Source organism: Marinobacter sp. GH_1 (assembly GCF_048595985.1).
Taxonomy (GTDB): domain Bacteria; phylum Pseudomonadota; class Gammaproteobacteria; order Pseudomonadales; family Oleiphilaceae; genus Marinobacter; species Marinobacter shengliensis.
In genome coordinates, this window is record NZ_CP184460.1 from 3,423,469 (window position 1) to 3,449,379 (window position 25,911).

Below are 25,911 nucleotides of genomic sequence, written 5' to 3' on the forward strand. Positions count from 1 at the left end.
ATATAATTCCTAACTATATGTTCAGAAAAACCATTGTAACTCCATTAGCCCGACCGGCTCTAATCTCCCATATTCGCTGTCGTCGTCACCTCCGAACCACTGGGCTCCTGCCGTGAGATAAATTTCCCGTTTGAATGGCAGCGTCCATGTGGACCGGGGGTAAAGTACCCAACTGGCATCATCGGCATTGCGGATGACCACCACGCGATACTGCCAGAACGGATTTATATCCTGCCATGCCAGCAGCCCGATATAATGGCGCCCGGTATACAGTGGGCGGGTGGAAACCAGCCTCAAAAGGTCCAGGTTTCCGGGCCGTGCGGGCTGACCGTTGTAGAAATACTCCAATGCCAGGTTAAAGCCGTTGCGATACGCCCAGTTCAGATCTGCCACGCCCTGCCAGTAACCATCGCCAGTATCTGCTTCGCTCCAGACGAGTTCAGTACGCCAACCGGTGCCGGCCACTGAGCTACTGCCGCTGACACCCGCTTTGGTCGTGCCTGCAAAATCGCCGATCATCACACTGGCATCGACCCCGGCAACAAAACGCTTGGCCCTCGCCGCCGTGCTGGCCTCCTTGTCACTGTGTTGCAGTGCATGAACAGCGCTGATTCGGCCGGTTGCCCCCCAGGGGCTGTCCCATAACACGGCGTCCACGCCAATCCGTTCATCAGGTTCAAGGTTGAGGGGGCTGACAGGATTGAGAATGTCCATGGGGTTCCAGACGCAGGCGGGTAAGGTTCGAGAAGTAACGATCCTCATCAACCAGCGAGCGCGACCCGGCACTGAGATTCTTGAGCGATCCGGAATGGCTGAAATCAGCCGCAGCGTTCGAAGCCAGCATCAGCCAGGCCAGGCCCACCGCCACCAGTGGAGTGCGATCAACCATGCCGAATGGCCTCAACCGGGTCCAGTCGTGAGGCCCGCCACGCCGGGTACAGCGCTACCAGCACGGAGCACAGGAACAACAGCAGGCTGGGAAGCCAGACATGATCGAAAATCAACACCGGATAGATGCGGTCGATGATACCGGGGATGGCTTCCAGAGAGCGACTGACCGAGGACAGATCAATACCGGTCTGGCCAAGCCAGAACACAAGCAGGCCGCCAACCACCGTTCCTGCCACCATACCCAACACCGCAAGAAAGAATGCCTCAAACAGAATCGTCAGCTGTAATTGTCCACCTCTCGTACCCAGTGCCAGCATGACGCCCAGTTCCGGGGTACGCTCCATCACCGACATCACCATGGTGTTCATGACGCCAATCGCGACCACCACAAAGACCACCGACAGAATGAGGTAGAAATCCACCTGGCTCATTTGCACCATCTGCACAACCACCGGCAGCAAGGTTTCCCAGTCCTGGGCCACCAGCCCGTGGTTGGTCAGAGGCGACGACTGGTTCAGGGTCTGTGCCAGGGCCACACTGTCTGAGCGATCTGACAGCCTCAGCACGATCCGTGAAACTTCGTCCTCCTGCAGGCCGCCCAGTGTTCGGGCTGTATTGATATCGATGAATGCATACTCTGTGTCGAACAGGTCACTGCCGGTGCGGTAGATGCCGCGAATGGTCTGGGCGCTGGAGGCAAGATCTCCACCAGCCAGCCCAGGACCTCCACATTGCGTTCCTGCAGCTGCTTCCGCAGGCTTCCAACCACCGCTTCGAGCTGGTCAGAGTCCTCTACGCGGGCCGCAATCTCGGTAAACCGACCTTCAAAGGCATACAGCGTCTGGGCGGATGCCAGGGGCATCTGGGCTACAAATCCATCAATACGTTTGATGCCGGTTTCGAAAACACCCACCACCTCGAACCGGTCTGCGCCAATGGAGCCGTCCGCTGCCTGAACCACCAGCACCAGCTCATCTCCCGGGGAGGTACTCAGGGCACTGGCGGCGTCCACGCCCATAACGATCTCATTGTCCCCCTCCAGATAGCGGCCGCGGATGATCGACCGATCAAGCCGGGTTACCTGCGGCTCTGTTGTGCTGTCGACCCCCATCACCTGCAAGGCCCGTGACTGGTCGGCATGGCTGGCCAACGCATTGCCCGTCACCCTGGGAGTGGTCGCCGCGACACCGCTTACGGAGGACATTTCCTGAGCAAGGTTCCAATGCTCGGCAACGGCAATGTTCATTTCCCGGTCGTCGTGAAATCCGCGCTGGTGCACTTTCAGGTCGCCGGTTACATAACCGGTCATGTTGTTGATCATCTGGGCATTGATGCCATCGATAAAAGCCCAGAGAAACACCAGACCTCCGACGCCCACGGCCACCGACAGCAGCGTGATGCCGGTACGCCGACGATTGACCCGAAGATTGCCGAACGCCAGTCGCAGCCACGCGATCACGGTCGCAGCTCCTCACGCTCGACACCGCCATCCCGCAGATGAATCACCCGGCGCGCTCGCTCCATCACCATCGGATCGTGGGTGGAAAACACAAAGGTAATACCGTGCTCCGAGTTCAGACCCCGCATCAGGTCCAGCAGGGCCGCACCGGTTGCGGAGTCGAGATTGGCGGTTGGCTCATCGGCCAGGACAATCGCAGGCTTACTGACGATGGCCCTGGCCACCGCGACACGTTGTTGCTGGCCGCCGGAGAGTTCATGGGGCAGACGCTGTTCCATCCCCTGCAGCCCGACCTCCGCGAGAATGCGCCGGGCCTCGGCCCGTCGTTCCCGAAACGGAATGCCGCGAAGCATCAGCACATACTCCACATTCTCCTGAGCCGACAAGACGCCGATAAGGTTGTATTCCTGAAACACAAAACCGATTTTCCACAACCGCAGAATGGTGCGCTTCTTGCGGCTGAGCCCGGTGATTTCCTCACCCGCCACCTGAATGCGCCCCGTATCCGGTTCGTCCAGGGCCCCGATCTGGTTCAGTAGGGTAGTCTTGCCCGAACCCGACGGCCCCACCAGCGTTGTGAACTCACCGGGCTCGATCACCACGGATACATCGTTCAGCGCCTTGACGGCGATTGAGTCCTGCTGATAAATCCGCGACACGTTCTGCACATTGACGATGCTCATAGCGGGGTCTCATTCCGGGTTGCGCAGGCGACGCAATGAGAAAAGCGCCTCGTCTACAGGAATATCGAATTCGATGGATTCAATGCGGATGACCGTGCGGGATGCAGGATTATCCGCGCCAACCATCGTCCAGCGAGTAGGGATCCGGCGCCCGCCCAAGGTTTTGACCTGGTCATAGGTCAACCGTTTGACGACTTGATCCCGCTCCCCGTGGTAGGCCACCGACACGGGAATAGCATCCGCGCGAATTTGGAATTCAAGCTGACTCCAGACAACCGGCGCGTCGGGCCGTGGCGTTGAGACGACCCGGTACACCGGCACCTCGCCAGAATCATCTACCCCGGCAACCTCATGGGTGTAGTCGTCGACAAATGAACTTTCCTTGACCAGATCATCGTTGCTGAAGTTGGACCCCATCCATGGCTGTAGCATCATTGACGGTGGAATCTTGATCGTGCGATCAACTTTGGGAAGGTAATTCCACATGGCATCGCCAATTCTCAGCGAACCAACTCCAGCCTCTTTCTTGGGCGAGTGGATCCGGATCAAGGTGTGATCCGGCCGATCCATCCAGGCTTCCAGCTGCAGTTCCCGAGTCCAGTAGTCACTCTCGATACGCATGGTGGAGCGGCCGTGACTTGAGGTGGACCAAAGCAACTGCTCCATGCGTTCAATTAAAGAAACCGCCGAAGGCGTGCTCGCCAGAAGAGGGGCAGAAAACAAAACAATTAGAAGAAAGCAGGAAAGCCTGTAATGAATCACAGATCGTCCATCCGTCCTATTTGCCGGGCCAGGCGCATAGACTCGTTCGTTTCCATCTCCAGTAGTCCTTCCAGCAACTCTCGAGCTTCCGGGATTTCCGCTTTACCCAAAAGATTCTTGTACAGATTCATGACTTGCTCATGGAAATCCATAACCTCGCGGTAGATTCCCTGGAAATCCAGTTTGGCGTATGGCTCGTCGCAGGTGCGGTGTGTTTCTATCGGATTGTGTCTGAGGTAGTCATAGACCCGTGTTTCCAGTGTGTTACTGGCACTCTGACCCTCAAACTCTTCGACGATCCGTGCAAGTTCCGATTCGTGAGATGCAAGATACTCCAATAACGCTCCTGCCCTTTCCTCCTCATGCTGCGTGGCGCAGTGCCCGAGACACTGGGCCAGATGCGTGTGCAGGTCTCGGGTCCACTCGATCAACTCACCAAAGCTTTTGATATCCATGATGGCTTACTCTCCTTAAGTTGAACGCACGTCGTTGCGATGCCAATTCAGCGCCCTGGCCATGAAGCTAAATCCGTTGTCGAAAATCCCGGAAACTTGGGATAAACCGTGGTGTTTTAGCCGCATAGTCGCGCCACGCCTCCCCAAACTCTTTCTCGATATCTTTCTCCTCATGAATGGACAAACGTGAGTACATCCATAGGAGTACCGGAAACATTGCCAGGGTAAGCAGCGTCGGCCATTGCAGGAGAAAGCCAAACATGATCAGTGCAAACCCGACATATTGCGGATGACGAACCCAGGCATAAAGCTCACTGGTGGCGAGTTTGCTCTCTTTCTGAGCGGTGTACAGTGTGCGCCAACCGGCCGCGATCAGATAAAATCCACCCGCAATGAAAGCGGTACTCAGCAAATGGAATGGCCCGAAGTGGGGAGAACCCTGCCACCCAAACAACATTTCCAGTAAATGCCCGCTGTCATGGGAAAACCAGTCAACATCTGGGTAGCTGCTTTGTAACCAGCCCGCAAGGAAGTAAATAGTTAACGGGAAACCGTACATTTCAGTAAACAACGCGACCAGAAACGCACTAAAGGCACCAAACGAGCGCCAGTCGCGCTTAGTTTTAGGCTTGAAAAAGCTGAACGCAAAAAAGATAAAAACAGCAGAGTTCAGGACGACGAGACTCCAGAGCCCGTAGTCAGTTGCTTCATTGCTCATGGTGATCTTCCTTTTTCGGACCATGTTGATGTCCGGAATGGCCTCCGTGCATAAATATATGCATTAGCGGGCACAGCAGGAGAATCAACCACGGCAGTGCGCCGAGAATATGAACCTTGTGCTCGCCCCAAAGGAGAACCAGAGCAATCACACCGAAGAAAGAAAGCGTAATCCAATATCGACGGCTAAATTCCATAACGAATTCTCCTGAAGCTGTGACAAGCAATTTTTACTTACCAGCTCCTAAACCCAAGTGATAAGTCTAGGTAATCACAGAAGTCTGAATTCAAACTGAACACTTCAGTCAGCTTGGAAAAAGAGTTGATCTCAATCAATTCCTGGACGAACTTCGCGCACCCTCCCGCCTTCGCCCGGTGCTTTCATGACGATAATCAGACCAATAATTGTGATACTAATGCCGGTGATTTCCACAACAGTGAAGGTTTCCCCAAACCACAGTAGCCCGATAACAACACCTATGGCCGGCGTAAGAAAGGTAAACGAATTGAGACTGTTCAAAGGAGCGCTTGCCAGCAGGGCATACCACAACACGACCATCAGTGCCGTAGCGGGAATGGACAGCATTAAAGCAGCGGTGGCAAACGACCAGGTCCAGTTAATGTCCATGCCTTCGCCCAGGATGACAGAAGCAAAACCCAGAAAAACTGAACCAATTACAAGCTGAATGCCCATTGACCAGTAGATATCATCGCTGCCGGCCTGGTATTTAAGCAGTACGTTTCCAATGGCAGTACCAACGGCGCCACCAAGAATATAAACCGATCCTATGAATCTGGAGTTACTTACTTCCATGTCAGGCGCTGCGAGCACCACAACACCGATAAAGCCAATGAGTAATCCGGCAAACAGACGCCCGCTCACAACTTCCCTGATGAAAAAATAGGACAACACAGCTGCAAAAAGTGGTTGTGCGTTTGCCAAAACGGTTGCAAGCCCGGGGCCCAATTCTCCGGCTCCGAGAAACATCCCGCCAAGCCCCATACCCGTGTAACTGAAGCCGATAGCCGTCAACAAAAAAAACCGTCGGGGGGAGTATCGGACGCGACCGCCCCTTGCAAGGGCGATCAGAACCAGGCAGATACCCGCCAGCAATGCCCGTAACGCCGCAAAAAGCAAGGGTGGCGCGTCTGGAAGACCCACCACGATAAAGGGAAAGCAGATTGCCCATAACACCGTGACAAGCAACATGCCGACAATTGATCGTATCGACATCAACTGACCCGACGCCAACCACGGTTCACCATGTTAGCGGCGCACTTTATCGTAACGCCGACGCAGCAACATCGAATTACCAATGACGGACAGCGAGCTGGCGGTCATTGCCACCACACCGATCATCGGGTGCAACAGCCCCGCCGCGGCGATAGGAATAGCCGCAGCGTTGTATCCACTGGCCCATAGGAGGTTCTCAACGATCTTTTTGAAGGTCGCACGTGACAGCACCATGGCGTCAACAACACCAGATAATTCGCCACGGACCAGGGTAACGTCAGCAGCTTCGATAGCCACATCCGCACCAGCGCCTATGGCAATGCCTACGTTAGCCTGTTTGAGTGCCGGGGCGTCGTTAATGCCATCACCCACCATGGCAACATGATTGCCGTACTTTTCCTGCAGTTCCCGAATGGCATCCACCTTGCCTTCCGGCAACACCCCGGCGCGAACCTCGTCAATGCCCACTTCACGGGCAACGGCGTTGGCTGCACGCTCGTTGTCACCAGTAATCATCACAACATACAGTCCTTGCTCGTGCATGGCCCGAATGGCGGCCACCGATTCGTCCTTGAGCGTGTCGGCTACCGCGACAATGCCGCAGGCCTGACCGTCGCGGGCGACAATGACGGCGGTTCTGCCCTTGCCCTCCAGGTCCTGAAGCGCCTGGTCCAGGGCGTCCAGCCCTTGCACACCGCTTTCTTCCAATAGCAGACGGTTACCGATCAGCACCGTCTGACCCGCCACGGTTCCGGACACGCCCCGGGCACCGGTGGAGCGGAAGTCAGATACATCACCGGGCTTTACGCCCCGCTCCCGGGCGCCGTCGACGATCGCTCGGGCGATGGGGTGTTCAGAGGCATTCTCTACCGCAGCCGCAAGCTCCAGCAGTTCGGTTTCCGTTATCCCCGTGGCGACGACGGTTTCCGTGAGTTTTGGCTCTCCCCGGGTAATTGTTCCGGTTTTATCCAACACCATGACCTTGATGTCCTTGAAGGTCTGGATAGCCTCTCCCGAGCGAATCAGGATGCCGCGCTCGGCACCAATACCTGACCCCACCATCAGGGCCGTTGGCGTTGCCAGTCCCAGGGCGCACGGGCAGGCAATCACCAACACCGCAATAGCCGCCAGGATAGCCAGCACCGGCGTGGCCGCCGTCGGGTCCACCCACGGCAGGAAAGCGGCGCCCCATTCAAGGATTGGTCGGAGTGTATCGCCTGCAAACAGCCAGACCACAAGACTGCCCAGGGCAATAACAAGAACCAGCGGCACGAAGCGACCGGTCATGCGGTCAGCAAACTCCTGGATTGGCACCCTGGAGCCCTGAGCCTCGTCGATCAGTTTCACCACCTGGGCCAGGAAGGTATCACCACCAACACGGGTAGCCTTGACTCTCAGGCGACCTTCCTTGTTGATGGTGGCACCAATAACCGTGTCTCCCGTGCTTTTGTATACCGGGACAGACTCGCCAGTGGCAATGGATTCATCCAGATGACTCTCACCATCCACCACTTCACCATCAGTGGGCACCTTGTCACCGGGCCGGACAATCATGATGTCGCCTGGAGCCAAATCCTTCACGGGAATTTCGACCTCTTCCCCTTCCCGTTCCACGCGCGCGGTCTTAGCGCCGAGGGTGAGCAATTTCCGGATGGCCTCCGAGGCCTTGCCCTTGGCTTTTGCTTCCAGGTACCGACCAAGCACATGGAAGGTCATGATGGTGGCAGCCATCTCGATGAAGGAGGTCATCGGATAGACAAAGCCCACCAGGCCAATGATGAACGGTGGCAGGCTGCCCATGGATATCAGCACATCCATGTTGAAGGTGCCGTTCTTCAGGGAGCGCCAGGACGCCTTATGGGTAGCGGCACCGCCGAAGAGAAACACCACGGGGAATGCCAGCACGACGACAATCGCCAGATAGCCCGGGATGGGCTGCCAGAACATATGCGGCATCATCAGCAGCATGATCAGCGTGGTCGGTACCGCAGCAATCCAGAGCCTTCGCAAGGCAAGCTTGAGGTAAGCCTCCTCGACGGCTGAGTCTTCTTCCTGGTTGGTGTCTCCCTCCAGCGCAACAGCGGCAACGTCGTATCCGGCGCCCTCGATCAGCTTCTTCAGCTCCTGCTCTGCAGGACCCGCCGGGCCGACCACCACGCTTACGGTGTGGTTGGCGATATTGGTTGAAATGGTCTGCACGCCGTCGTGTCGCCCAAGTGTGCTTTTGATGATGCCTGCGCAGTGATCAGACCCCATCCCCGGAACAGTCACCTTGAACGTTCTGGTGCCAACCTCTCTGACGGAAGCCACATCGTAGCCAGCCCCCTCCACTGCCTTTCTTACAGCATCTCCGTCAGGGCCCGACGCAAGGGAGCGAACACTCACCTTATGTTTGGCAATGTTAGTCTCTATCTGGTCGATTCCGTCCAAGCGGCCAATCGTTTTGTTGATAATGCCGGCGCAGTGGTCTGACCCCATTCCCGGCACAATCAGCTCAAGGTCCCTTTGCCTTTGCGGTGCCTGTGTTTTCGTACTGTTCATCAAGATCTCCCGTCATTGTTTCTGTTGCTTGGCCAGTCACTGAACGCAATGAAATAAAGTAATACGAGATTGACGATGGGAATCAGTATCAGGATGCCCATCCAGCCCGGATATCCCGTGCGCTGGCAAATGCGCCAGGCCGGAATGACAACAACGATGGCAATCACCAGCATCCACAGCCAATGCCCTGCCCACATGGTGTGGCCAAACATATTATCTTCCATCATGGTCCTGCCCTCCTCGTTGTATCCTGGTTATTAGTGGTTATGTTCATGAGGCTTCTCATGTCCCGATTGCCGGGAATTCTCAGACTTTTTCAGGAAGATCTGCTCGACTACCGCGATTGCAATCATGGTGACAACTGCCACGCCGATAACGAACGGATCGGTATTCAGTTTGACCCAGACAAAGCCTCCAAGGACGAGCAAATCCAGCAAAATGGCGATAGCTGGCACCCACGCTTTGGCCTGCACATCTTCGCGCAAATAGCGAAGTACGCCCCAATGGATGGCTATGTCCATGATCAGATAGAACACAATGCCCAGCGCCGCGATGCGGGAGAGGTCAAAGAATGCGGTCAGAATCAGCCCCAGAGCTACAGTGTAGACCAGTGTGTGCTTCTGGATGCTACCCGGCATGCCGAAATGCCGGTGAGGAACCAGTTTCATTTCCGTCAGCATCGCGAGCATCCGGGATACCGCGAAAATGCTGGCCAGAATACCTCCGGCGGTAGCCATCATGGCAATGGCAACGGTGAACCAGACAGCGTATTCCCCCAGTGCCGGGCGCGCGGCAGCGGCAAGGGAGTAGTCTCGCGTTTCGATAATTTCAGCCAATGACAGGTTGCTGGCGACAGCAAATCCGACCAGCGTGTAAATCACCACGCAGGCCGCAATGGAAATAACAATGGCGCGCCCCACGTTTCGCTTCGGGTCTTTAACTTCCGAGCCACTGTTGGTGATGGTGGTGAAACCCTTGAAAGCCAGAATCCCGAGCGCAGTAGCTCCCAGAAAATTACCAGCAGCTCCAGCGTCGCCCGGGCTCGAGAAATCGACCGAAATGCTGTCGGCAATCCACAAACCAACCAACCCAAAAATCAATATGCCGCCGATTTTCAGGACCCCGATAAAGGAAGCCACGCCCTGAATCATCCGGTTGCCCTGAAGATTGACAAGAAATGCCACCAGAATCAGTGATACCCCCAAAATGGGAACCATTCCCCCGCTTTCATCGCCTCCGAAAAGCTGCATGGTGTAGGAGCCAAACGTGCGCGCGAGAAAGCTCTGGGCAATCACCATGGAAAAATACATCAGCAAGGCATTAAACGCGGTTGGCAGCCGATTGCCGTAGGCCTTGTGCAAGTACATGCCAATACCGCCCGCAGACGGCCAGGTATTGGAGATTTTAATATAGGAGTAGGCGCTGAAGCTGACAATCACCGCCGCTGCAAGGAACGCGAGCGGGAACAGAGCACCCGTCATTTGTGCCATTTGCCCGGTCAATGCAAAAATACCGGCGCCAATCATGACACCGGTACCCAGCATGACCGTACCCGCCAGCGTGAGGCTGCCTTTTTTGTAGCGAGTGACTCTGTCCTGTTCCTTGCTCATTTAGCCTCCGGTCACTTTTTCATCGGTGGCATTTTCGAACAGCAGACAGGTACATGCTTGGCATTGGCCCGGACGTTTTCATCTGTAAAACGATATCCAGCCAGTTTCCGGCGAGTCCACCACCCGGGCTTCAGGCCGCCGCCATGAGCCCCAATCAACTCAATCAACTCGTCAGTAGAGTAATGTGTGCCATCATAGGTGACATGCAACTGGTTGCCGGATTTGCGCTCGGCAAAATCGACGCCGGGGTTATTGTTGAGCTCTTGGATGAGCTCTTCCCACTGCCGCTCGCCAAGGCCTTGTACTGTCAGTTTCCTGTGCATCAGAAACTGTTCTTGACTGGTTGCTTTGTGTGTTTTTGTCATCGGGCTGCACCTCTACACCAGGTTAATTCCTTTTATTACAGCACCCCAACCTGAACTAAAACTGAAAAGAGACGAAGGATTTCGATGGAACTGACATACATCAAATAGTAGATGGAAAACGGGCTCCAGGAATTCCCGGAGCCCGTTAAAACGGTGATCAGAAGGCCAGTCTCGCCCCAACCACCGCGAACCAGTCTTCGGTACCTCCGCCACTGGCGCGAGCGAAATCGGCGGTGTCGCCGTATTTACGCTCATGGACCACGCCCACATAAGGCGAGAAAGAGCGGTCGATCAGGTCGTAACTCAGACGCAAACCGACTTCTGTCGAGTTGATCCCTTTACCCACGCCGATTTCCCGGTCTTCAGAGAACGCCAGCAGGGTTTCAAAGGTAGCGGAGACAATCCAGTAATTGGTGATCAGCAGCTCGTACTCAGCCTCAAAATCCACCGAGGCGTCGCCTTCATCACTGACATACAGGTTGGTGTCGATCTCGAACCAGTACGGCGCCAAACCAGTGAGCCCGATCACACCGTAGACCCGGTCCGGGCCTTCCGGTGTATCGATGCGAATACCGGCCTTGGCATCCCAGAACTCACTGATCGGTGTCTGGGCCAGAAACTGGTTTTCCAGAGTTTCCCAGGCGTTGTGGGCTTCCTCCCACTCCCCCGTGAACTGCCACCGAAACTTCAGTTCGTCGCTGCCATACCAGGCATCGGATTCAATCACTGCCAGTTTTTCATCAGAGTCGCTGTAGCGGTACTCGAATTTTTCAGCACTGACACCCCAGAACGTGTTAACGCTGTTCGCATCAATCGCCTCGTCTGCCAACACGACGGCAGGCCCCATCAGCGTCAAAGCAGAAATCCGGGCGAGCCATTGGTTACGCGTTGTCATACGTCACCTCCCTTGGCCCGTGCATCGCCAGAGGCGACTTCTTCATCCGGACCGCCCTCAACCACAATCTTGCGGAACATGCCTGCCGCTGCGTGATAGGACAGATGGCAATGGAACGCCCACTCACCCGGTGCATCCACCTCGGTTTCCATATACACCGTGGTTGCCGGCGCCACGCTGATCACGTGCTTGATCGGATTCCACTTACCGGCCCCGACATCGAGGATCGACCACATGCCGTGCAGGTGCATCGGGTGTGTCATCATGGTTTCGTTCACAAACTTGAACCGGACCCGCTCTCCGTATTGCAGCACGACCGGGTCGGCGTCTTTGTATTTCACGCCATTGATGCTCCACTCGAAGCGCTCCATATTTCCGGTCAGGCGCATTTCAATTTCGCGGGTCGGCTCACGCTCCTCATAGAGCGGGCTTTGAGCCCGCAGATCGGAGTAAGACAGGAACTTACCGCCATTGCTGGCCGTTGGCAGCAAGCCACTGCCGCTTGCGTAGAAGGGGTCTTCCGGCATGCCAGCACCGTGGGCCGAATGATCCATGCCACCCTGACTCATGGAGTCGTGGTTCATGGACCCGTGATCCATGCTCCCGTGATTCATGTTGCCGTGGTTCATGTTGCCATGATTCATGCTGCTGTGATCCATCGCCCCATCGCTCATATTGCCATGGTCCATACCGCCATGATTCATCGAGCCGTGGTCCATATCGCCATGGTCCATGTGGCCAGGCATGTCTGCCATGGTCAGCATCGGCGCTTTGCGCAGTTCCGGCACTTCAGCCACCATGCCCTCGCGGGGTGCCAGCGTGCCACGGGCATAGCCGGAGCGGCCCATGGACTCGGCGAAGATGGTATAGGCCTGCTCATCACGGATGTGCACAATCACATCGTAGGTTTCTGCCACACCAATCCGGAACTCGTCCACATTCACCGGCTGGACGTTATTACCATCGGCCTGGACCACCGTCATCTTCAAGCCCGGAATGCGGATGTCAAAGTAGGTCATGGCAGAGGAATTGATAAACCTCAGGCGCACCCGTTCACCGGGCTTGAACAGCCCCGTCCAGTTCTGTTCCGGCCCCTTACCATTGATCAGGCCGGTGAAGCCCTGCACTTCGTCAATATCCGCTTTCATCATGCGCATCTGCCCCCACATCATTCGATCACGCAGGGTTGCCATAAAGCCTTGCTCACGGGATTCGGTAAAGAAATCCATCACCGTTTGCTGTTGGCGATTGTAGTAGTCAGGCGACGACTTCAGGTTCCGCATAATGCGATCACCGGAATGCGGGTGTTTATCGGTCAGTTGCACCACGTACTCGCGGTCATATCGGAACGGCTCCCGACCTTCGGGCTCTATGATGATGGCCCCGTAGGCGCCATTCGGTTCCTGGAAACCGGAGTGGCTGTGGTACCAGTAGGTGCCCGCCTGCACCACCGGGAATCGGTAGGTAAAGGTTTCACCCGGCTTGATGCCGGGAAAACTGATGCCCGGCACACCGTCCTGCTCAAACGGCAGGATCAGGCCGTGCCAGTGTATCGAGGTTGTCTCTTTCAGGTTGTTGGTGACGTTGATCACCACGTCCTCGCCCTCCTTGAACCGGAGGGTCGGGCCCGGCGAGCTGCCGTTGTAGCCAATGCCTTCCTTAACGAAGTCGCCGGTATCAATTTTGACCCGGTCAACCGTCAGGTCATACTCCCCTGCCATACCGATGGCTGGCAAAACCAGCGCCAGGGCGACCGCTATCAGACGTCTCGTCATATCTCTACTCCTGTTACTGTTGGAACCTTACATCACCGTACATGCCTGCCTGGTAATGGCCGGGCACGTTGCAGGCGAACTCCAGGGTGGTGTCACCGGAAAAGCGCCAGATCAGTTCACCGCTCTGGCCCGGCTCCAGCAGTACGCTGTTCGGATCGTCATGCTTCATGGAGTGCCCGCCCCCCATATCCATTTCCATCATCTGGTGGTTGATGGTTCCACCCTGGATAACCCCGTGCTCCACCATCATGACCATTTCTTGCTGATGGGCTTCGTGCATATCGGCCGTTCCGATGTTGAACTCGTGCACCAACTGGCCGTGATTTTCCACCACGAAACGCACCACCTCACCTTTCTGAATGTCGAGGGTTTCCGGCTCGTAGTAGTTGTCATACATAGCCACCGTGACGGTGCGAGTGGCTTCCGAAGCGTTTGCCGGTTCACCAATGGCAGCGCCAGAGCCGTGTCCATGCCCGTGGCTGTGCCCATGGGCGCCGGCGCCAAAGGCGGTAGCAGAAAGTGACAAGGCGGCCGCCGCAGTAATGAACTTTGTTATTCTCATCAGAGTGTCTCCTGTATTGTGACTGGTGGAATGCGTGCCGATAGTGCGCAACATTCCGATGCAGAGTGAACAGGCGATACCATGGCCCACCAACCTGAATTCTTTCTGAAAAAGCCGATGAATTGCTGTTCAGGCTGAATTCAGGCTACTGCGGCATAGTACTTCGGGGTACAACAGGAACCGCTGCAAACGAGGCGAGTGAGATGAGATTACTGTTGGTAGAGGATGACCGCTTATTGGCTGATGGCCTTTCACGTCAGCTCGAAAAATCAGGCTTCAGTGTCGATACCGCGCAAACAGCGAAAGAGGCTGGCATTCTCGGCTCACAGGAGAGCTATCGCGTGTGTGTGCTGGATCTGGGCCTGCCAGATGGCAATGGTTTGACGGTGCTCAAACAATGGCGCGCTCACCGCATCAATTTTCCAGTGCTGATTCTGACCGCCAGAGGCGATTGGCAAGATAAGGTTGACGGCCTGAAAGCCGGTGCCGATGACTACCTGGCCAAGCCGTTCCAGACGGAAGAGCTGGTCGCCCGCCTTAATGCAATTATCCGGCGCGGCGATGGACGTGTTTCCTCTACCGTTAAAGCTGGCCGGTTTGAGCTGGATGAAAACCGTCAGAGCCTGAAAATGCAGGATGGCACCGAACACTCGCTCACGGGTACCGAGTTCCGCCTGCTCCGATGCCTGATGAACCGCCCGGGGCATGTCTTTTCCAAAGACCAGCTCATGGAACAACTCTACAGCCTTAACGACAACCCGAGTGACAACGTCATCGAAGCCTACATCCGCCGATTGAGGAAACTGGTGGGCGCTGAAACCATTGCGACCCGGCGGGGCCAGGGATATCTTTTCAATGATGCCGATCACTAAACCCCTGTCCGTCAGGACCACCCTGCTGACGCTCCTGTTGCCATCAGGCATTGTGTTGATGGCACTGGCATGGATAGTCCATGGCTTGCTGTTAGACCGTATGTCGCGGGATTTCGTGGAGGGCAGATTGCACGACGAAGTTGCCTTCCTGGAACTGCAGGTGCGTCAATCCGGAGGCCAACTGGACGCCCTGCAGACCGGGGACTATTTCGAGGAAGTTTTCCACCATGCGTTCGCGCTTCATTCCCCCACCGTAACCACAATTTCTCCGGAATCCTGGCGCCCTTTACTGGAGCCTCTACTGGAGACCGAGCAGCAAGGGAGCATCCGGGTTCAGGGCTCCGGAGCCGCCGGTGCACCATCAGACATACTTGCTTATCGCCGACAGATTGCGGTTGATGGCGTGCCCTATGTCATCATCGTGTCAGAAGACATGGACGCGCTCAGGTCCAGCCAGGCGGAGTTACACGCATGGACGGCCATCGTATCGATTCTGCTCATTCTGTTACTGGTTGCCGTCATCTGGGTTGGTATCGCGCTTGCCCTGAGGCCAGTGGCCTCGCTGCAGTCTGCGCTGACACAATTGCAGGGTGGCACCATTTCACGCATTGATGTTCGGGCGCCAGAAGAATTCCGGCCCCTGGTAAACCAACTGAACCAGCTGTTAGATTCGCTGGATCAGCGCCTGGAGCGCTCCCGGGACGCCCTGGCCAACCTCTCCCACAGTGTCAAAACCCCCATTGCTGCGGTCCGCCAAATACTTGAGGACGACAGCCGCCCCCTGGATACGGCCTTAAGGGACGAAATGGCGCGCCGGCTCAGCCACATCGACAAGCAGCTTGAAACCGAGATGCGCCGGAGTCAGTTTGCCGGGCCGCAGGTCGGAAAAAGTGCATTACCCGTCAAGCAGGCCAGGGATTTGTTGTGGATGCTGGGCCGCTTGTATCCTGAAAAATCGTTTGAGCTGACGACGGATTTAACAGACGAACACCGTTGGCCGGTTGAAGAGCATGACCTGAACGAAGTGTTCGGCAACCTGCTCGATAATGCCGGTAAATGGGCCACTCACAGCATAGAGCTGTCGCTCGGTGAGTCAGCAAACACCGTGAGGATGGTTGTGACCGATGATGGCCCGGGGGTCGCTGCGGAAAACCTGGATCACCTTGGCAGCCGAGGGCTCAGGCTGGATGAGCAAACACCCGGCCATGGTCTGGGGCTGGCCATTGTCCGAGATATCGTGCAGCGCTACGGTGGCCGGATAAACTTCAGCGATGGCACAAAAGGCGGCCTGCGCGTTGAGGTTGATCTGCCACGTAAATCCTAGGGGGCTGAAATTGAAAATAGGTGAACTATCAAAGACAGCGGGCCTGCCGGTAGAAACCATCCGCTATTATGAAAAGATCGGCCTGATGCCGAGCCCTGAGCGCAGCGCCAGCGGCTATCGCCAGTACCGCTCTGATCATCGTGACCGCCTGTTGTTCATCAAACGCTGCCGCAATCTGGACATGACCCAGGACGAAATCCGGGAGCTGATCCAGCTTGCCAACCAACCAGAGGCAGACTGCTCAGAGGTAGACGCCTTGCTTGCCCGACATCTGAACCATGTGCGCGAGCGTCTCGCGGAACTGGCCCGGTTGGAGAAGACGCTGGAGCGATTACAAAAGGCCTGCTCCCGGGGGAGAAGCGTCAGCGAATGCGGGATTCTGGATGGTCTGAACTCAGAGATCGGGCAGCTTGAGGGTACCCATCACGCTAACCACGTTCCCGGCACCCACGGAAAATAATCTCGCCTGAAGCGTTGACCCTGTAGTAGCTTCAGGCTTTTAAATAGAGACAACCTGATTCAAAGGAGGTCTCTGATGGCATGCAGCTGTTCCGCACCGGAACCCCAAGGCCCGGCTCCGGGCTTTCGCAAAGCGCTCTGGATTGCCCTGTGGGTGAATCTCGCCATGTTCTTCGTGGAAGGCCTGGCAAGCCTTCAGTCTGGCTCCGTGGCACTCATGGCGGATGCCATCGACTTCTTCGGCGACAGCGCCAACTATCTGCTTTCCCTGACCGTTCTCAGCATGGGCATGCTCTGGCGTGGGCGGGCAGCTTTGGTCAAAGGATTAACCATGGCCACCTTTGGGCTAGTAGTCTGGGGCCGTGCCATCTGGGTGCTCCAGAGCGGCGTGACACCAGAGCCACTGACCATGGGGCTTGTCGGGTTGCTGGCCCTGGCGGCCAACGTGGGTGTGGCGGTTATGCTGTTCAAGTTCCGGGAAGGCGACTCTGATATGCGCTCAGTCTGGCTCTGCAGCCGCAACGATGCCATCGGCAACCTGGCGGTGATGGGCGCAGCGCTGGGGGTGTTTGGCACCGGCTCCGCGTGGCCGGACTTGGTCGTGGCGGGCATCATGGGCACCCTGGCCCTGACCGCCGGTATCAGCGTGGTTCGGCATGCCCGGTCTGACATCGCCAATGCCCGGGCCGCGAACCGGCTGGTCGCCCAGGAAAACTGAGTCGATCAGTAGGCCTGGAAGTCGGTCAGCCGATAGGAAAATTCATCATCAGCGATGAACGGGCTATAGTCGACTTCCAGCGATGCCGGAAAGCCATAGTGCGGGTCATATTCCACCAACAGTTTGTCGGCACTGCCCCGGGCCTGCTCTACCAGGTCCAGCAAACCTTCGATGGTGAGCCTGCGCTCATCCAGAATGTCCGGGTGGTTGAGGGGTTGCTGCAGCCCCTCAATGTCGATCACCTTGCCCTCCCTGACCGTCACGCGCATCGGTTGCAGCAGGTCTGGCGGGCAGAAACAGGTTTGTTCGATGGTGACTTCGTAACCCTTAACCCCCTGGGCCTGCCAAAGCGATTTTGCCTCCTCAATGCTGCTTGCAGGACTGGCGTCTTTGCCCGCACCCGCACAACCCGCCAACAACACGGATAGAATTACTGCGACAACGATCGGTTTCATGCCATCCTCCCGCGCTGGCGCCATTTCAGAGCACCGGCTGCTGCGGCCAGAACCAGCCAGCCAAGCCCCATGCTGCCACCACCGCTGCTGCCGCCAGAATTTACTGAGGCGTTATTACCTGTCTGGTCCGGGTCGGCACGAACGATTGTGCCGCCGTCACCCGTTTGCTCACCGCCGCTATCCGGCTCTGATTCAGTCGCTGGTTCCACGGTGAATCGGGTCTCAAGCCGGTTATTCTCCGGGCGGACATCCAGCACCTCGCCGTTCAGGCTGATGAGGGCTACCCGCTGGGAAATCACCAGCTCCCCACCGGTGCCGGACACGCCCTGAATAACCAAAGCCATGTCGCTGGTGCCGGGAATAATGTCTTTGCAAAGATACGTGCTGCCGTCCGTTTCACAGGCAGCGCCATCAATGCTCACCAGTTCAAACGCCGCACCGTCGCCCTCGATCTCGCCGGAGACTTCCAGCCAATCCGCGGATTGGGAGGCTTGCTCGTAGGCCACCTCAAAGTAGGTAACAAAGTTCTCGGAGGCGGCCAAAGCCTCAGGATTCGATTCGCTCTCCGCCATGGATGCATCGGCCGGGAAATTGAAGCACTGCTCGAGTGCGGTGCGATTGTTGATGGTGGATATAAAGCTGGATTCTGAGCAGGAAGAAAAACTCGTGGCGTTCTTATTGGCCCAGGAACTCATGATGTAGCCGCCCTCACAACTGTTGCCGTCACCGTCATGACCAGAACCCAGGTTGTGTCCAAGTTCATGGGCCACCACCACGGCCGTCAGCACATTCGAGTCAAAGGCATTGGTCACCCCGGTTCCATAGCCATGGGCGCTGCACAAGGTGCCGACCCAGGCCAAACCAGCCGTAGAGCCATCGAAATCGCGGCCACTGATCAGATGAAACAACGCCCGGCGGTTCTGCTGAAAAGGCAGACTACCCTCAGCAACCTTGGCCTGAACATCAGTCAATAGTTCGTTGGCGCTGGTTGAGGTCGTGAACACTTCCGACTGCAGAAACGTCATGCTAAGGGTATCCAGCCCAATTCCCAGTTGCTCGAAATAGAACCCCTCTACCATGTTCAGAATGCTGAGCGCGCGGTCCTGGTAATCCCCAGGGAACCGGTCCTGAAACTGCCGATCAAATGCCACTTCCAGCTCGAGCAGCAGGCAGGCGCCCGCCACCCGGTTTTCACACAGGCTGTCGTAACTGGCAGACACCGCCTGCGCCATCATCGGCGACATGATCGAGTCCGGGGAGATTTCCGCCTCGGTGTGGGCGTGGTCCAGGCCGCACTGGGGAACGCTCTGGAAGCTGAAGCTCTGGTTCGCCAGCTGGTTACGGGCGGAGTCACCGCCAACCGCGTGCATTCGCCCGAAGACATAGGCCAACCCCTCCCAGCCGCCGTCGAGGCGGGAGACCCGAACCCAGCTTTGCGGGTCTTCGGCCACCTGCCCCCGATAGTGATGCCCTTTGGTCTGCTGCGCCAGAGCCGAGGCCAGCCGCTCATTGCTGGTCAGGGCCACATCGTAGCTCTGGCCATCAATCCACAATTGCAGTGAATCGGTTGATTCTGCATTGGCCGGCAAGGCCATCAGCAGGAGCACCATGGTGGTCATCAAACGGAACTTACGTATCACGGGGAGGATCCCTTTCTGTTCAGACTTCAAGATTTCGCGCAAACTAGAGACAGTAGACCCGGCAGGCCAGCCAGTTACCGTAACGGTCTGTATTTATGAGGAGTGTGTCCCACTTGGGGTATCGAACGGTTAACAAGCCCGCACTGGCACTGATGGCCCTGCTGGCCATTCTGTTCCTTGCGCCGGCCAGCTGCCTTGAGTGGCAGCCAGACGTGGCTCATTCCGGCGAATGGTGGCGACTGGTCACCGGCCATCTGGCTCACCTGAATGGCTGGCACCTGGTGCTCAACCTTGCGGGGCTTGCCGTGGTGCTGGCCCTCTACCCGCGCTTTCTGCCACTGTTAACCCTGTCCATCGCCCTGATCTGGCTGGCACTTTTTATTTCCCTGGGGCTCCTCGTTCTGCTACCGGAGCAGCCCGGCTACCGGGGCTTTTCCGGCTGCCTGCACGGGCTGGCTGCGATCCTTGCTATCCGTGGTTTCAGGGAAGATCGGGTGTTGTCGGCCAGCATTCTTGTCTTGCTGGCCGGCAAACTGGTGATGGAGTCCGCCGGGCTAGGCCTTGCCGATACCGCCAGCTTCATCGGGGGGCCGGTGGTCTGGCAGGCTCATGCCCTGGGTTTCGCTGGCGGGATAGTATTCGCTGGGCTTAGCCTGCTTACGCCCCGAACACCAAGGCAATCATCACCGGAATAAAACCGAGCGCAAACAGCGTACTGAGCAGGGTCGTACCGGCCGCCTGTCTTGGGGCTGCATCCAGTAAAGTCGCAATCACTACCGTGTTTGCGGCAATCGGGGTGATGGAAATCAGGAAAATAGCCTGGTGCACCGCCAGGTCGTAAATGCCCAGCACCTGGGCATCCAGCCACCAGAAGGCCAGCGCCAGCGCCGGCCAGCTGACGAACTTGCCAAAAAAGGCCAGGCCAGTGAACACCGGATTGCCGGCCAGGCCCCGGAAACTCAGAATGCCCATCCCGATGATCATCATGCCCAGAATGCTGTAGGCGCCGCGCAGATTATCGAACAACGGCACAAACGCCTCCGGAATCGACACTCCAGACAGATTCAACGCCACTGCCGCGGCAAAAGCATACACCGACGGCAGTCGTGCCACGCGCACCAGTGCGTCGCGAATGCTGTACTTGCCCCTTGCCGCCAGATAGAAGCCCACCGAATTCTCGAACAGCGTGGTGCCCAGCATGCACACGATATAGAGGGCCAGCCCCTGCTCTCCAAACAACAGCAAAGCCACAGGAATACCGAAGTAACCCGTGTTGCCGGTACCCACCGATAACGGGATAACGGATGCACTGCCGTCGGTCAGTAGTTTGCGGGCAATGGCCAGGTGAATCAGGGCAATCAGGGTGCAGAAACCGAATACCAGGGCGGGCAACAGAATGACCTGAGGCGTCAGCGGTGCAGCCATGACTCCTGAGAACACGACCGAGGGCGTCACGATGTAAAGCATGATCCCGGCGATATGTTTTCCACTGGCCTCCAGGTAGCGCCCGGCAACCCAGCCCAGAGCAACGGTGACATACAGGGGAAGGAGTTTTACAAACAAAACCAACGCGGCCGCCATGGCGCCTCCAAAAGACAATCTTTCACCTCAAGCGCAGCAGTCTAACACCTACCCATGAAGAGGTAACTCCCCGGCGCAATGGAGAAATCGGCGATCTTCTTTGATAATCATCAATAGCATTATTAATACATCTTTATATCCTAGCAGGGCAGTCAGGTATTCCAACAAGCAAGGAGTGAGACCAATGGCCGAGCGCTTTACCAAAAGCATGGCCAGGAACATCTATCTGGGAGGAAGTGCATTCTTCGTCCTGTTGTTCCTGGCCCTGACTTTTGACACACAGGTCCGGGCTATGCCCGAGCGGGATAACCGCGATCAGCTCACCGAAGAGGTGGTGCGCGGTAAACACATTTGGGAGAACAACAACTGCGTGGGTTGTCACTCCATCATGGGCGAAGGTGCCTATTTTGCTCCGGAACTGGCCAACGTGTTTGACCGCCGTGGCGCGGGAGATACCGAGGTCTTCAAGTCCTACATGCGGGCGTGGATGAACGCCATGCCTACCAACATCCCGGGCCGCCGCCAGATGCCGAACTTCAATCTGAGCGATGAAGATATCGATGCGCTGTCTGCCTTCCTGGAGTGGACATCCAAGATCGACGACAACAACTGGCCACCCAACATCGAAGGCTGAGGGAACAAGCATGAAATACGAATCGCAATGGGTGTCCATGCCCTACTTCATCTTTGCCCTGATCCTGTTTGTCGGCCAGATTGTGTTCGGCCTGGTTCTGGGGCTCCAATACGTAGTCGGTGATTTCCTGTTTCCGGAAATCCCCTTCAACGTGGCCAGGATGGTTCATACCAACCTGCTGATTGTCTGGCTGTTGTTCGGCTTCATGGGCGCCACCTACTACATGGTGCCGGAAGAAGCACAAACCGAACTGCACAGCCCGTTGCTTGCCTGGATACTGTTCTGGGTGTTTGCCGCTGCCGGCACCCTGACCATTCTTGGCTACCTATTCGTGGACTATGCCCGCCTCGCTGAGCTGACCTTCAACGAATACTTCCCCACCATGGGGCGGGAGTTTCTGGAGCAGCCCACGCTCACCAAGATAGGCCTGCTGCTGGTGATCCTTGGCTTCCTTTATAACGTCATCATGACGGCTCTCAAGGGCCGCAAGACCGTGGTCAATATCATCCTGATCACCGGCCTTATCGGCCTGGCCGTGCTGTGGCTGTTCGCATTCTACAACCCCAGCAACCTGGCCACCGACAAGTACTTCTGGTGGTTTGTCATTCACCTTTGGGTAGAAGGCGTGTGGGAACTGATCATGGGCGCCATCCTCGCCTACGTGCTGATCAAACTGACCGGTGTAGACCGTGAAGTGATCGAGAAGTGGCTGTACGTGATCGTTGCCATGGCGCTGATTACCGGCATCATCGGCACCGGCCACCACTTCTTCTGGATCGGGCCGCCGGAGTACTGGCTGTGGCTGGGTTCGGTGTTCTCGGCACTGGAACCGCTGCCATTCTTCATGATGGTGGTGTTCGCCTTCAACATGATCAACCGTCGTCGCCGAAATCACCCGAACAAGGCCGCTATGCTCTGGGCCATGGGCACCACCGTGATGGCGTTCCTGGGCGCGGGCGTGTGGGGCTTCCTGCATACCCTGGCACCGGTGAACTACTTCACCCACGGCAGCCAGATTACTGCAGCCCACGGCCATATGGCCTTCTACGGCGCCTATGTGATGATCGTACTGACCATCATTTCCTACGCGGTGCCCATCATGCGTGGCCGTCCCTACGGCAACAGCAACACCGCGCAGGTGGTGGAAATGTGGGGCTTCTGGCTGATGACCATCTCCATGGTGTTCATCACCCTGTTCCTGACCGCCGCAGGCGTATTGCAGGTGTGGCTGCAACGCATACCCGAAAGCGGTGCTGCGCTGTCCTTCATGGCCGGCCAGGATCAGATTGCCCTGTTCTACTGGATGCGATTCGTCGCTGGCGCCTTCTTCATGGCAGGCCTGGTCGTGTACCTCGGCAGCTTCTTCATCAAGGGCCAGGCAAGCCCGGAAGAGGAAGTGCGCGGTCCTGCTACGGCTGACGCCTGACCAAGGCTGATCGCCGGGGCCTTCGGGCCCCGGCAAATCCTCCGAACCCCTGGACAACCCAAGTGCATGCGCAAACCGTCAATCCCATAGACACCCTTCAGCAGAAGCGGCTGATCACCCGCACCGCCTTTTTCCTGCTGTTCCTGCTTGCGCCTGCCCTGAACATTTTCCGATACGACCTGACCGAAACCCGGTTTATTCTGCTGGGCTTTCCCCTGTCGTTTAACCTGAATCTTGATTGGGTGGCCCAAAGCACCCCGGCCGAAGTGGCTGGTCAGATCCTGTTCTGGTTTGTGCTGCCCATACTGACCCTGGTACCTCTGGTACTCTGGATTTCCCTGAAGTGGGGGCGAATTTACTGCGGCTGGCTTTGCCCGCATTTCTCGGTGGTTGAAATCATCAACAAAAGGATGACTAGGATTACCGGCCGCCCTACCCTCTGGGAAGCCCTGAAAAAAGGCAACACCGGCAAAGCCCTGCACTGGGCGGGCCTGACTCTGGTGTGTGCCGCCATCGGCTTCTCCTGGGCCTTGGCCCTGCTGTCTTACCTGTTACCGCCGATCCCTTTGTACCTGGACCTGATAACCGGCCAACTGAGCCTGTACCCGGCCATCTTCCTGGCGGTTGCCACCGCCATCTTCACCTTTGATTTTCTCTTCGCCCGGCACCTGTTCTGCAAATACGGCTGTGCTTTCGGGTTGATTCAAAGCATTGCCTGGATGGCCAACGGCAAAGGGCGGGTGGTGACTTTCGATACCGAAAGGGCCGCCGCCTGCCGGGATTGCACCAAGGCCTGCGATGAAGCCTGCCCCATGCGCCTGCCTACCCGCAGCCACAAGCGAGCCAAGTTCTCCTGCACTCAGTGCCTGCAATGTGTGAGCGCCTGCCGTGAGGTGCAAAAAGACAACCCGCAAGGTTCCCTGCTGACCTGGGAACCCGGAACCCCTGGCAAACAAACCGTGCTGATTCCGGTACGCCAGATACATTCCCCTCCGCGCCAATCCCGCGCCTGATTCAGGAGTCGATATGGAAGAGTGGGTCGGATTAAAGTGGCACGAATACGTAACCCGCCAGGCCATGGGCGAGTTCCCCGAACACACTGTGCACCTGAAAGACGAAGCACGCACCCTGGGCGTGCTGTTCCGCGCCCTGGGCGGCGACCCGGCCCTGAGCCTGGTGACAGCCGAGCCCCGGCATTTCCAGATTCGCCGGCGGTTCGTGCAGAAACTGGCCGGCACCCACCGCAAGTTTGAACTGGCCTGGCGGGATGAAGAAAGCCTGCGCCTGCCGGAACAACTGGCCCTGTTTCCATCCCGAAAGATCAATCGGGAACTGTACCTGTGGCTTGCCGCCCTGGCCTCACTCGGAGAAATCCATCACCACAGCTGGCTGCAGGGCAACCAGGCCATGGTTCAACAATTACTTGGCCAATGGCCGGGGCTGGAACCCATGTACCAGCGGCTGGTTCGCCACACCCTACACTGGCGACCTCGCCCGGACACACTCCGGGGCAACGAAGCGGAGCGTGAAAAAGCTATTCGCCAGGCCCTGATTCATCCCGGCAGCGTGACCGACCTGCCCGATGCCCTCACCGACCCATGGCCGGTGGTGCTTTGGCTATACCCGATACTGGGGCGCGGCAAACTGAAAGGCCAGATCAGTGGCGACGACAACACCCAGTCCAAATCCGGTGGCCTGGCCAAGAAACGCAAGCGCCGCCGGGCCGAACGGGTGGATGCCTTTGATAAAGACCAGGGCATCATGCTGTTCCGGCTTGAAAGCCTGTTCTCCTGGTCCGAGTTCATACCCGTGGACCGCGCCGGGGACGACAGCGAGGAAGACGATGCGGAGTCCGTGGCCGATGACATGGACATGATCTCCATTTCCATGGACCGCCGGGAAGCGTCTTCTGCCATCAAATTTGACCTGGACCTGCCGTCTGAGGAAAACGACGACTTGTTTCTGGGCCCGGGCATCCACCTGCCCGAGTGGGACTGGCGCCGTCAGGGTTTCCGGGAAAAGTTTTGCTGCCTGCAGCCCATGCTAAGCAGAGAAGCAGTGCCCTCGCCCCTGCCCGAGCGCCTGAAAAATCCGGCGCAAACCCTGCGTCGGCAGTTCAGCGCCCTGAAACCCCTGCGCCAATGGGAACGACGGCAACGGGAAGGCGAAGAGCTCGACCTGGATGCCTGCCTGGAGCGGGTGGTCCAGCAACGGCGCGGGGCCGGCGACCTGGACCAGAAGCTGTTCCGCCAGTGCAAACAAAACCAGCGCGACCTCGCGTGCCTGGTACTGGCCGACATATCCCTGTCGACCGACACCTACATCAACAACAATCAACGGGTGATCGACATCGCCCGGGATGGCCTGCAATTACTCAGCGAAGCCCTCACCGCCAGCCGTGATCCCTTTGCACTGTTTGCGTTCTCCTCACGGCGACGGGACCACATCCGCTTCCATCACATCAAAAGCTTTGATGAGCCCTACAACGACACCAGCCGCGGGCGCATACAGGCCCTGGAGCCGGGTTATTACACCCGAATGGGGGCTGCTATCCGCCAGTCCACCAAACTGCTGCAAGCAAGACCAGAACACCAGAAGATCCTGCTGTTGCTGACCGACGGTAAACCCAACGACCTGGACCTGTACGAAGGCCGATATGGCGTGGAAGACACCCGAATGGCAGTACAGGAAGCCCACAAAGCCGGCCTGACCCCGTTCTGCGTCACCATTGACGAAGAGGCCAACGAGTACCTGCCCTACGTGTTCGGCAGCACCAACTACGTGGTCATCAAAGACCCGACCCAACTGCCCGCACAGCTGCCCAAGCTGTACCTGAACCTGACCCGATAACGG

Annotated in this window: 29 protein-coding genes; 9 read left to right on the forward strand and 20 right to left on the reverse strand. The window is 57.2% G+C overall.

Features of this window, described 5'->3' with window-relative positions:
- Positions 1-21: 21 nt before the first annotated feature.
- The 17 genes from ACNSOI_RS15585 to ACNSOI_RS15665 form a co-directional block, all read right to left on the reverse strand.
- Positions 22-714 (reverse strand): hypothetical protein, encoded by a 693-nt coding sequence (locus ACNSOI_RS15585; protein ID WP_420194475.1) that lies wholly within the window; start codon positions 712-714, stop codon positions 22-24.
- On the reverse strand, positions 677-889 hold the full coding sequence (locus ACNSOI_RS15590; RefSeq protein WP_420194476.1) for a hypothetical protein: 213 nt from the start codon (positions 887-889) through the stop codon (positions 677-679). The genes ACNSOI_RS15585 and ACNSOI_RS15590 overlap by 38 nt, the downstream gene beginning before the upstream one ends.
- Entirely contained in the window at positions 882-1,457 is a 576-nt protein-coding gene (locus tag ACNSOI_RS15595; protein ID WP_152438965.1) for an ABC transporter permease, read from the reverse strand. The genes ACNSOI_RS15590 and ACNSOI_RS15595 overlap by 8 nt, the downstream gene beginning before the upstream one ends.
- Positions 1,451-2,350 carry an ABC transporter permease gene (locus tag ACNSOI_RS15600; protein ID WP_420194477.1) on the reverse strand — a complete coding sequence of 300 codons (900 nt, stop codon included), beginning with the start codon at positions 2,348-2,350 and terminating at the stop codon, positions 1,451-1,453. The genes ACNSOI_RS15595 and ACNSOI_RS15600 overlap by 7 nt, the downstream gene beginning before the upstream one ends.
- Positions 2,347-3,033 carry an ABC transporter ATP-binding protein gene (locus ACNSOI_RS15605; protein ID WP_342631093.1) on the reverse strand — a complete coding sequence of 229 codons (687 nt, stop codon included), beginning with the start codon at positions 3,031-3,033 and terminating at the stop codon, positions 2,347-2,349. Before ACNSOI_RS15605 ends, ACNSOI_RS15600 begins: the two co-directional genes overlap by 4 nt.
- Before the next feature lie 9 nt (positions 3,034-3,042).
- Positions 3,043-3,654: an outer membrane lipoprotein-sorting protein gene (locus ACNSOI_RS15610; protein ID WP_420194478.1), complete on the reverse strand. Its 612-nt coding sequence runs from the start codon at positions 3,652-3,654 to the stop codon at positions 3,043-3,045.
- Between the two features lie 137 nt (positions 3,655-3,791).
- Complete coding sequence (locus ACNSOI_RS15615) at positions 3,792-4,250, reverse strand: ATPase (RefSeq protein WP_342631095.1); 459 nt, start codon at positions 4,248-4,250, stop codon at positions 3,792-3,794.
- A gap of 67 nt (positions 4,251-4,317) precedes the next feature.
- Positions 4,318-4,968, reverse strand: a complete 651-nt coding sequence (locus ACNSOI_RS15620) for an isoprenylcysteine carboxylmethyltransferase family protein (RefSeq protein WP_420194479.1) — start codon at positions 4,966-4,968, stop codon at positions 4,318-4,320.
- Positions 4,958-5,164, reverse strand: a complete 207-nt coding sequence (locus ACNSOI_RS15625; protein WP_058091913.1) for a DUF2933 domain-containing protein — start codon at positions 5,162-5,164, stop codon at positions 4,958-4,960. Before ACNSOI_RS15625 ends, ACNSOI_RS15620 begins: the two co-directional genes overlap by 11 nt.
- 131 nt (positions 5,165-5,295) lie before the next feature.
- Positions 5,296-6,201, reverse strand: coding sequence for a DMT family transporter (locus tag ACNSOI_RS15630; RefSeq protein ID WP_342631096.1), 906 nt, complete (start codon positions 6,199-6,201; stop codon positions 5,296-5,298).
- A 33-nt stretch (positions 6,202-6,234) separates the two neighbouring features.
- Complete coding sequence (locus ACNSOI_RS15635; RefSeq protein ID WP_420194480.1) at positions 6,235-8,742, reverse strand: heavy metal translocating P-type ATPase; 2,508 nt, start codon at positions 8,740-8,742, stop codon at positions 6,235-6,237.
- Positions 8,742-8,969: a hypothetical protein gene (locus ACNSOI_RS15640; RefSeq protein WP_072676409.1), complete on the reverse strand. Its 228-nt coding sequence runs from the start codon at positions 8,967-8,969 to the stop codon at positions 8,742-8,744. Before ACNSOI_RS15640 ends, ACNSOI_RS15635 begins: the two co-directional genes overlap by 1 nt.
- Positions 8,970-8,999: 30 nt before the next feature.
- The gene (locus ACNSOI_RS15645) at positions 9,000-10,352 is read right to left on the reverse strand and encodes an APC family permease (protein ID WP_152438968.1); all 1,353 of its coding nucleotides are present in this window, start codon (positions 10,350-10,352) and stop codon (positions 9,000-9,002) included.
- Between the two features lie 11 nt (positions 10,353-10,363).
- Positions 10,364-10,717 (reverse strand): hypothetical protein, encoded by a 354-nt coding sequence (locus ACNSOI_RS15650; protein ID WP_058091910.1) that lies wholly within the window; start codon positions 10,715-10,717, stop codon positions 10,364-10,366.
- 157 nt (positions 10,718-10,874) lie between these two features.
- Positions 10,875-11,612 carry a copper resistance protein B gene (locus ACNSOI_RS15655; RefSeq protein ID WP_420194481.1) on the reverse strand — a complete coding sequence of 246 codons (738 nt, stop codon included), beginning with the start codon at positions 11,610-11,612 and terminating at the stop codon, positions 10,875-10,877.
- A complete protein-coding gene (locus ACNSOI_RS15660) occupies positions 11,609-13,387 on the reverse strand; it encodes a copper resistance system multicopper oxidase (RefSeq protein WP_420194482.1) in 1,779 nt (592 codons plus the stop codon). The genes ACNSOI_RS15655 and ACNSOI_RS15660 overlap by 4 nt, the downstream gene beginning before the upstream one ends.
- 13 nt (positions 13,388-13,400) lie before the next feature.
- A complete protein-coding gene (locus ACNSOI_RS15665) occupies positions 13,401-13,949 on the reverse strand; it encodes a cupredoxin domain-containing protein (RefSeq protein ID WP_138435415.1) in 549 nt (182 codons plus the stop codon).
- Between the two features lie 203 nt (positions 13,950-14,152).
- Here ACNSOI_RS15665 and ACNSOI_RS15670 point away from each other — a divergent pair, with 203 nt between their 5' ends.
- The 4 genes from ACNSOI_RS15670 to ACNSOI_RS15685 all read left to right on the forward strand — a co-directional run bounded on the left by ACNSOI_RS15670 (position 14,153) and on the right by ACNSOI_RS15685 (position 17,322).
- Positions 14,153-14,821: a response regulator transcription factor gene (locus tag ACNSOI_RS15670; RefSeq protein WP_420194483.1), complete on the forward strand. Its 669-nt coding sequence runs from the start codon at positions 14,153-14,155 to the stop codon at positions 14,819-14,821.
- Positions 14,805-16,145: a sensor histidine kinase gene (locus ACNSOI_RS15675; protein ID WP_420194484.1), complete on the forward strand. Its 1,341-nt coding sequence runs from the start codon at positions 14,805-14,807 to the stop codon at positions 16,143-16,145. The genes ACNSOI_RS15670 and ACNSOI_RS15675 overlap by 17 nt, the downstream gene beginning before the upstream one ends.
- 10 nt (positions 16,146-16,155) lie before the next feature.
- Positions 16,156-16,605: a Cd(II)/Pb(II)-responsive transcriptional regulator gene (gene cadR, locus ACNSOI_RS15680; RefSeq protein ID WP_420194485.1), complete on the forward strand. Its 450-nt coding sequence runs from the start codon at positions 16,156-16,158 to the stop codon at positions 16,603-16,605.
- Between the two features lie 75 nt (positions 16,606-16,680).
- Positions 16,681-17,322: a cation transporter gene (locus ACNSOI_RS15685; protein ID WP_420194486.1), complete on the forward strand. Its 642-nt coding sequence runs from the start codon at positions 16,681-16,683 to the stop codon at positions 17,320-17,322.
- Positions 17,323-17,327: 5 nt separating this feature from the next.
- On the opposite strand, the gene ACNSOI_RS15690 is transcribed toward ACNSOI_RS15685, so the two are convergent.
- Positions 17,328-17,777, reverse strand: coding sequence for a DUF6174 domain-containing protein (locus ACNSOI_RS15690; RefSeq protein ID WP_420194487.1), 450 nt, complete (start codon positions 17,775-17,777; stop codon positions 17,328-17,330).
- Positions 17,774-19,417 (reverse strand): M12 family metallo-peptidase, encoded by a 1,644-nt coding sequence (locus ACNSOI_RS15695; protein WP_420194488.1) that lies wholly within the window; start codon positions 19,415-19,417, stop codon positions 17,774-17,776. Before ACNSOI_RS15695 ends, ACNSOI_RS15690 begins: the two co-directional genes overlap by 4 nt.
- Before the next feature lie 113 nt (positions 19,418-19,530).
- On the opposite strand from ACNSOI_RS15695, the gene rrtA reads away from it, so the two are divergent.
- Positions 19,531-20,112 carry a rhombosortase gene (gene rrtA / locus ACNSOI_RS15700; protein ID WP_420194489.1) on the forward strand — a complete coding sequence of 194 codons (582 nt, stop codon included), beginning with the start codon at positions 19,531-19,533 and terminating at the stop codon, positions 20,110-20,112.
- On the opposite strand, the gene ACNSOI_RS15705 is transcribed toward rrtA, so the two are convergent.
- Entirely contained in the window at positions 20,075-20,998 is a 924-nt protein-coding gene (locus ACNSOI_RS15705) for an AEC family transporter (protein WP_420194490.1), read from the reverse strand. The genes rrtA and ACNSOI_RS15705 overlap by 38 nt on opposite strands.
- Positions 20,999-21,182: 184 nt before the next feature.
- On the opposite strand from ACNSOI_RS15705, the gene ACNSOI_RS15710 reads away from it, so the two are divergent.
- The 4 genes from ACNSOI_RS15710 to ACNSOI_RS15725 all read left to right on the forward strand — a co-directional run bounded on the left by ACNSOI_RS15710 (position 21,183) and on the right by ACNSOI_RS15725 (position 25,908).
- Positions 21,183-21,632 (forward strand): c-type cytochrome, encoded by a 450-nt coding sequence (locus tag ACNSOI_RS15710; protein WP_072676399.1) that lies wholly within the window; start codon positions 21,183-21,185, stop codon positions 21,630-21,632.
- A gap of 10 nt (positions 21,633-21,642) precedes the next feature.
- Positions 21,643-23,058, forward strand: a complete 1,416-nt coding sequence (locus ACNSOI_RS15715; protein ID WP_420194491.1) for a cbb3-type cytochrome c oxidase subunit I — start codon at positions 21,643-21,645, stop codon at positions 23,056-23,058.
- A 62-nt stretch (positions 23,059-23,120) separates the two neighbouring features.
- Positions 23,121-24,071, forward strand: a complete 951-nt coding sequence (locus ACNSOI_RS15720; RefSeq protein ID WP_420194492.1) for a 4Fe-4S binding protein — start codon at positions 23,121-23,123, stop codon at positions 24,069-24,071.
- Between the two features lie 13 nt (positions 24,072-24,084).
- The gene (locus tag ACNSOI_RS15725) at positions 24,085-25,908 is read left to right on the forward strand and encodes a nitric oxide reductase activation protein NorD (protein ID WP_420194493.1); all 1,824 of its coding nucleotides are present in this window, start codon (positions 24,085-24,087) and stop codon (positions 25,906-25,908) included.
- The last annotated feature ends 3 nt before the right edge of the window (positions 25,909-25,911 follow it).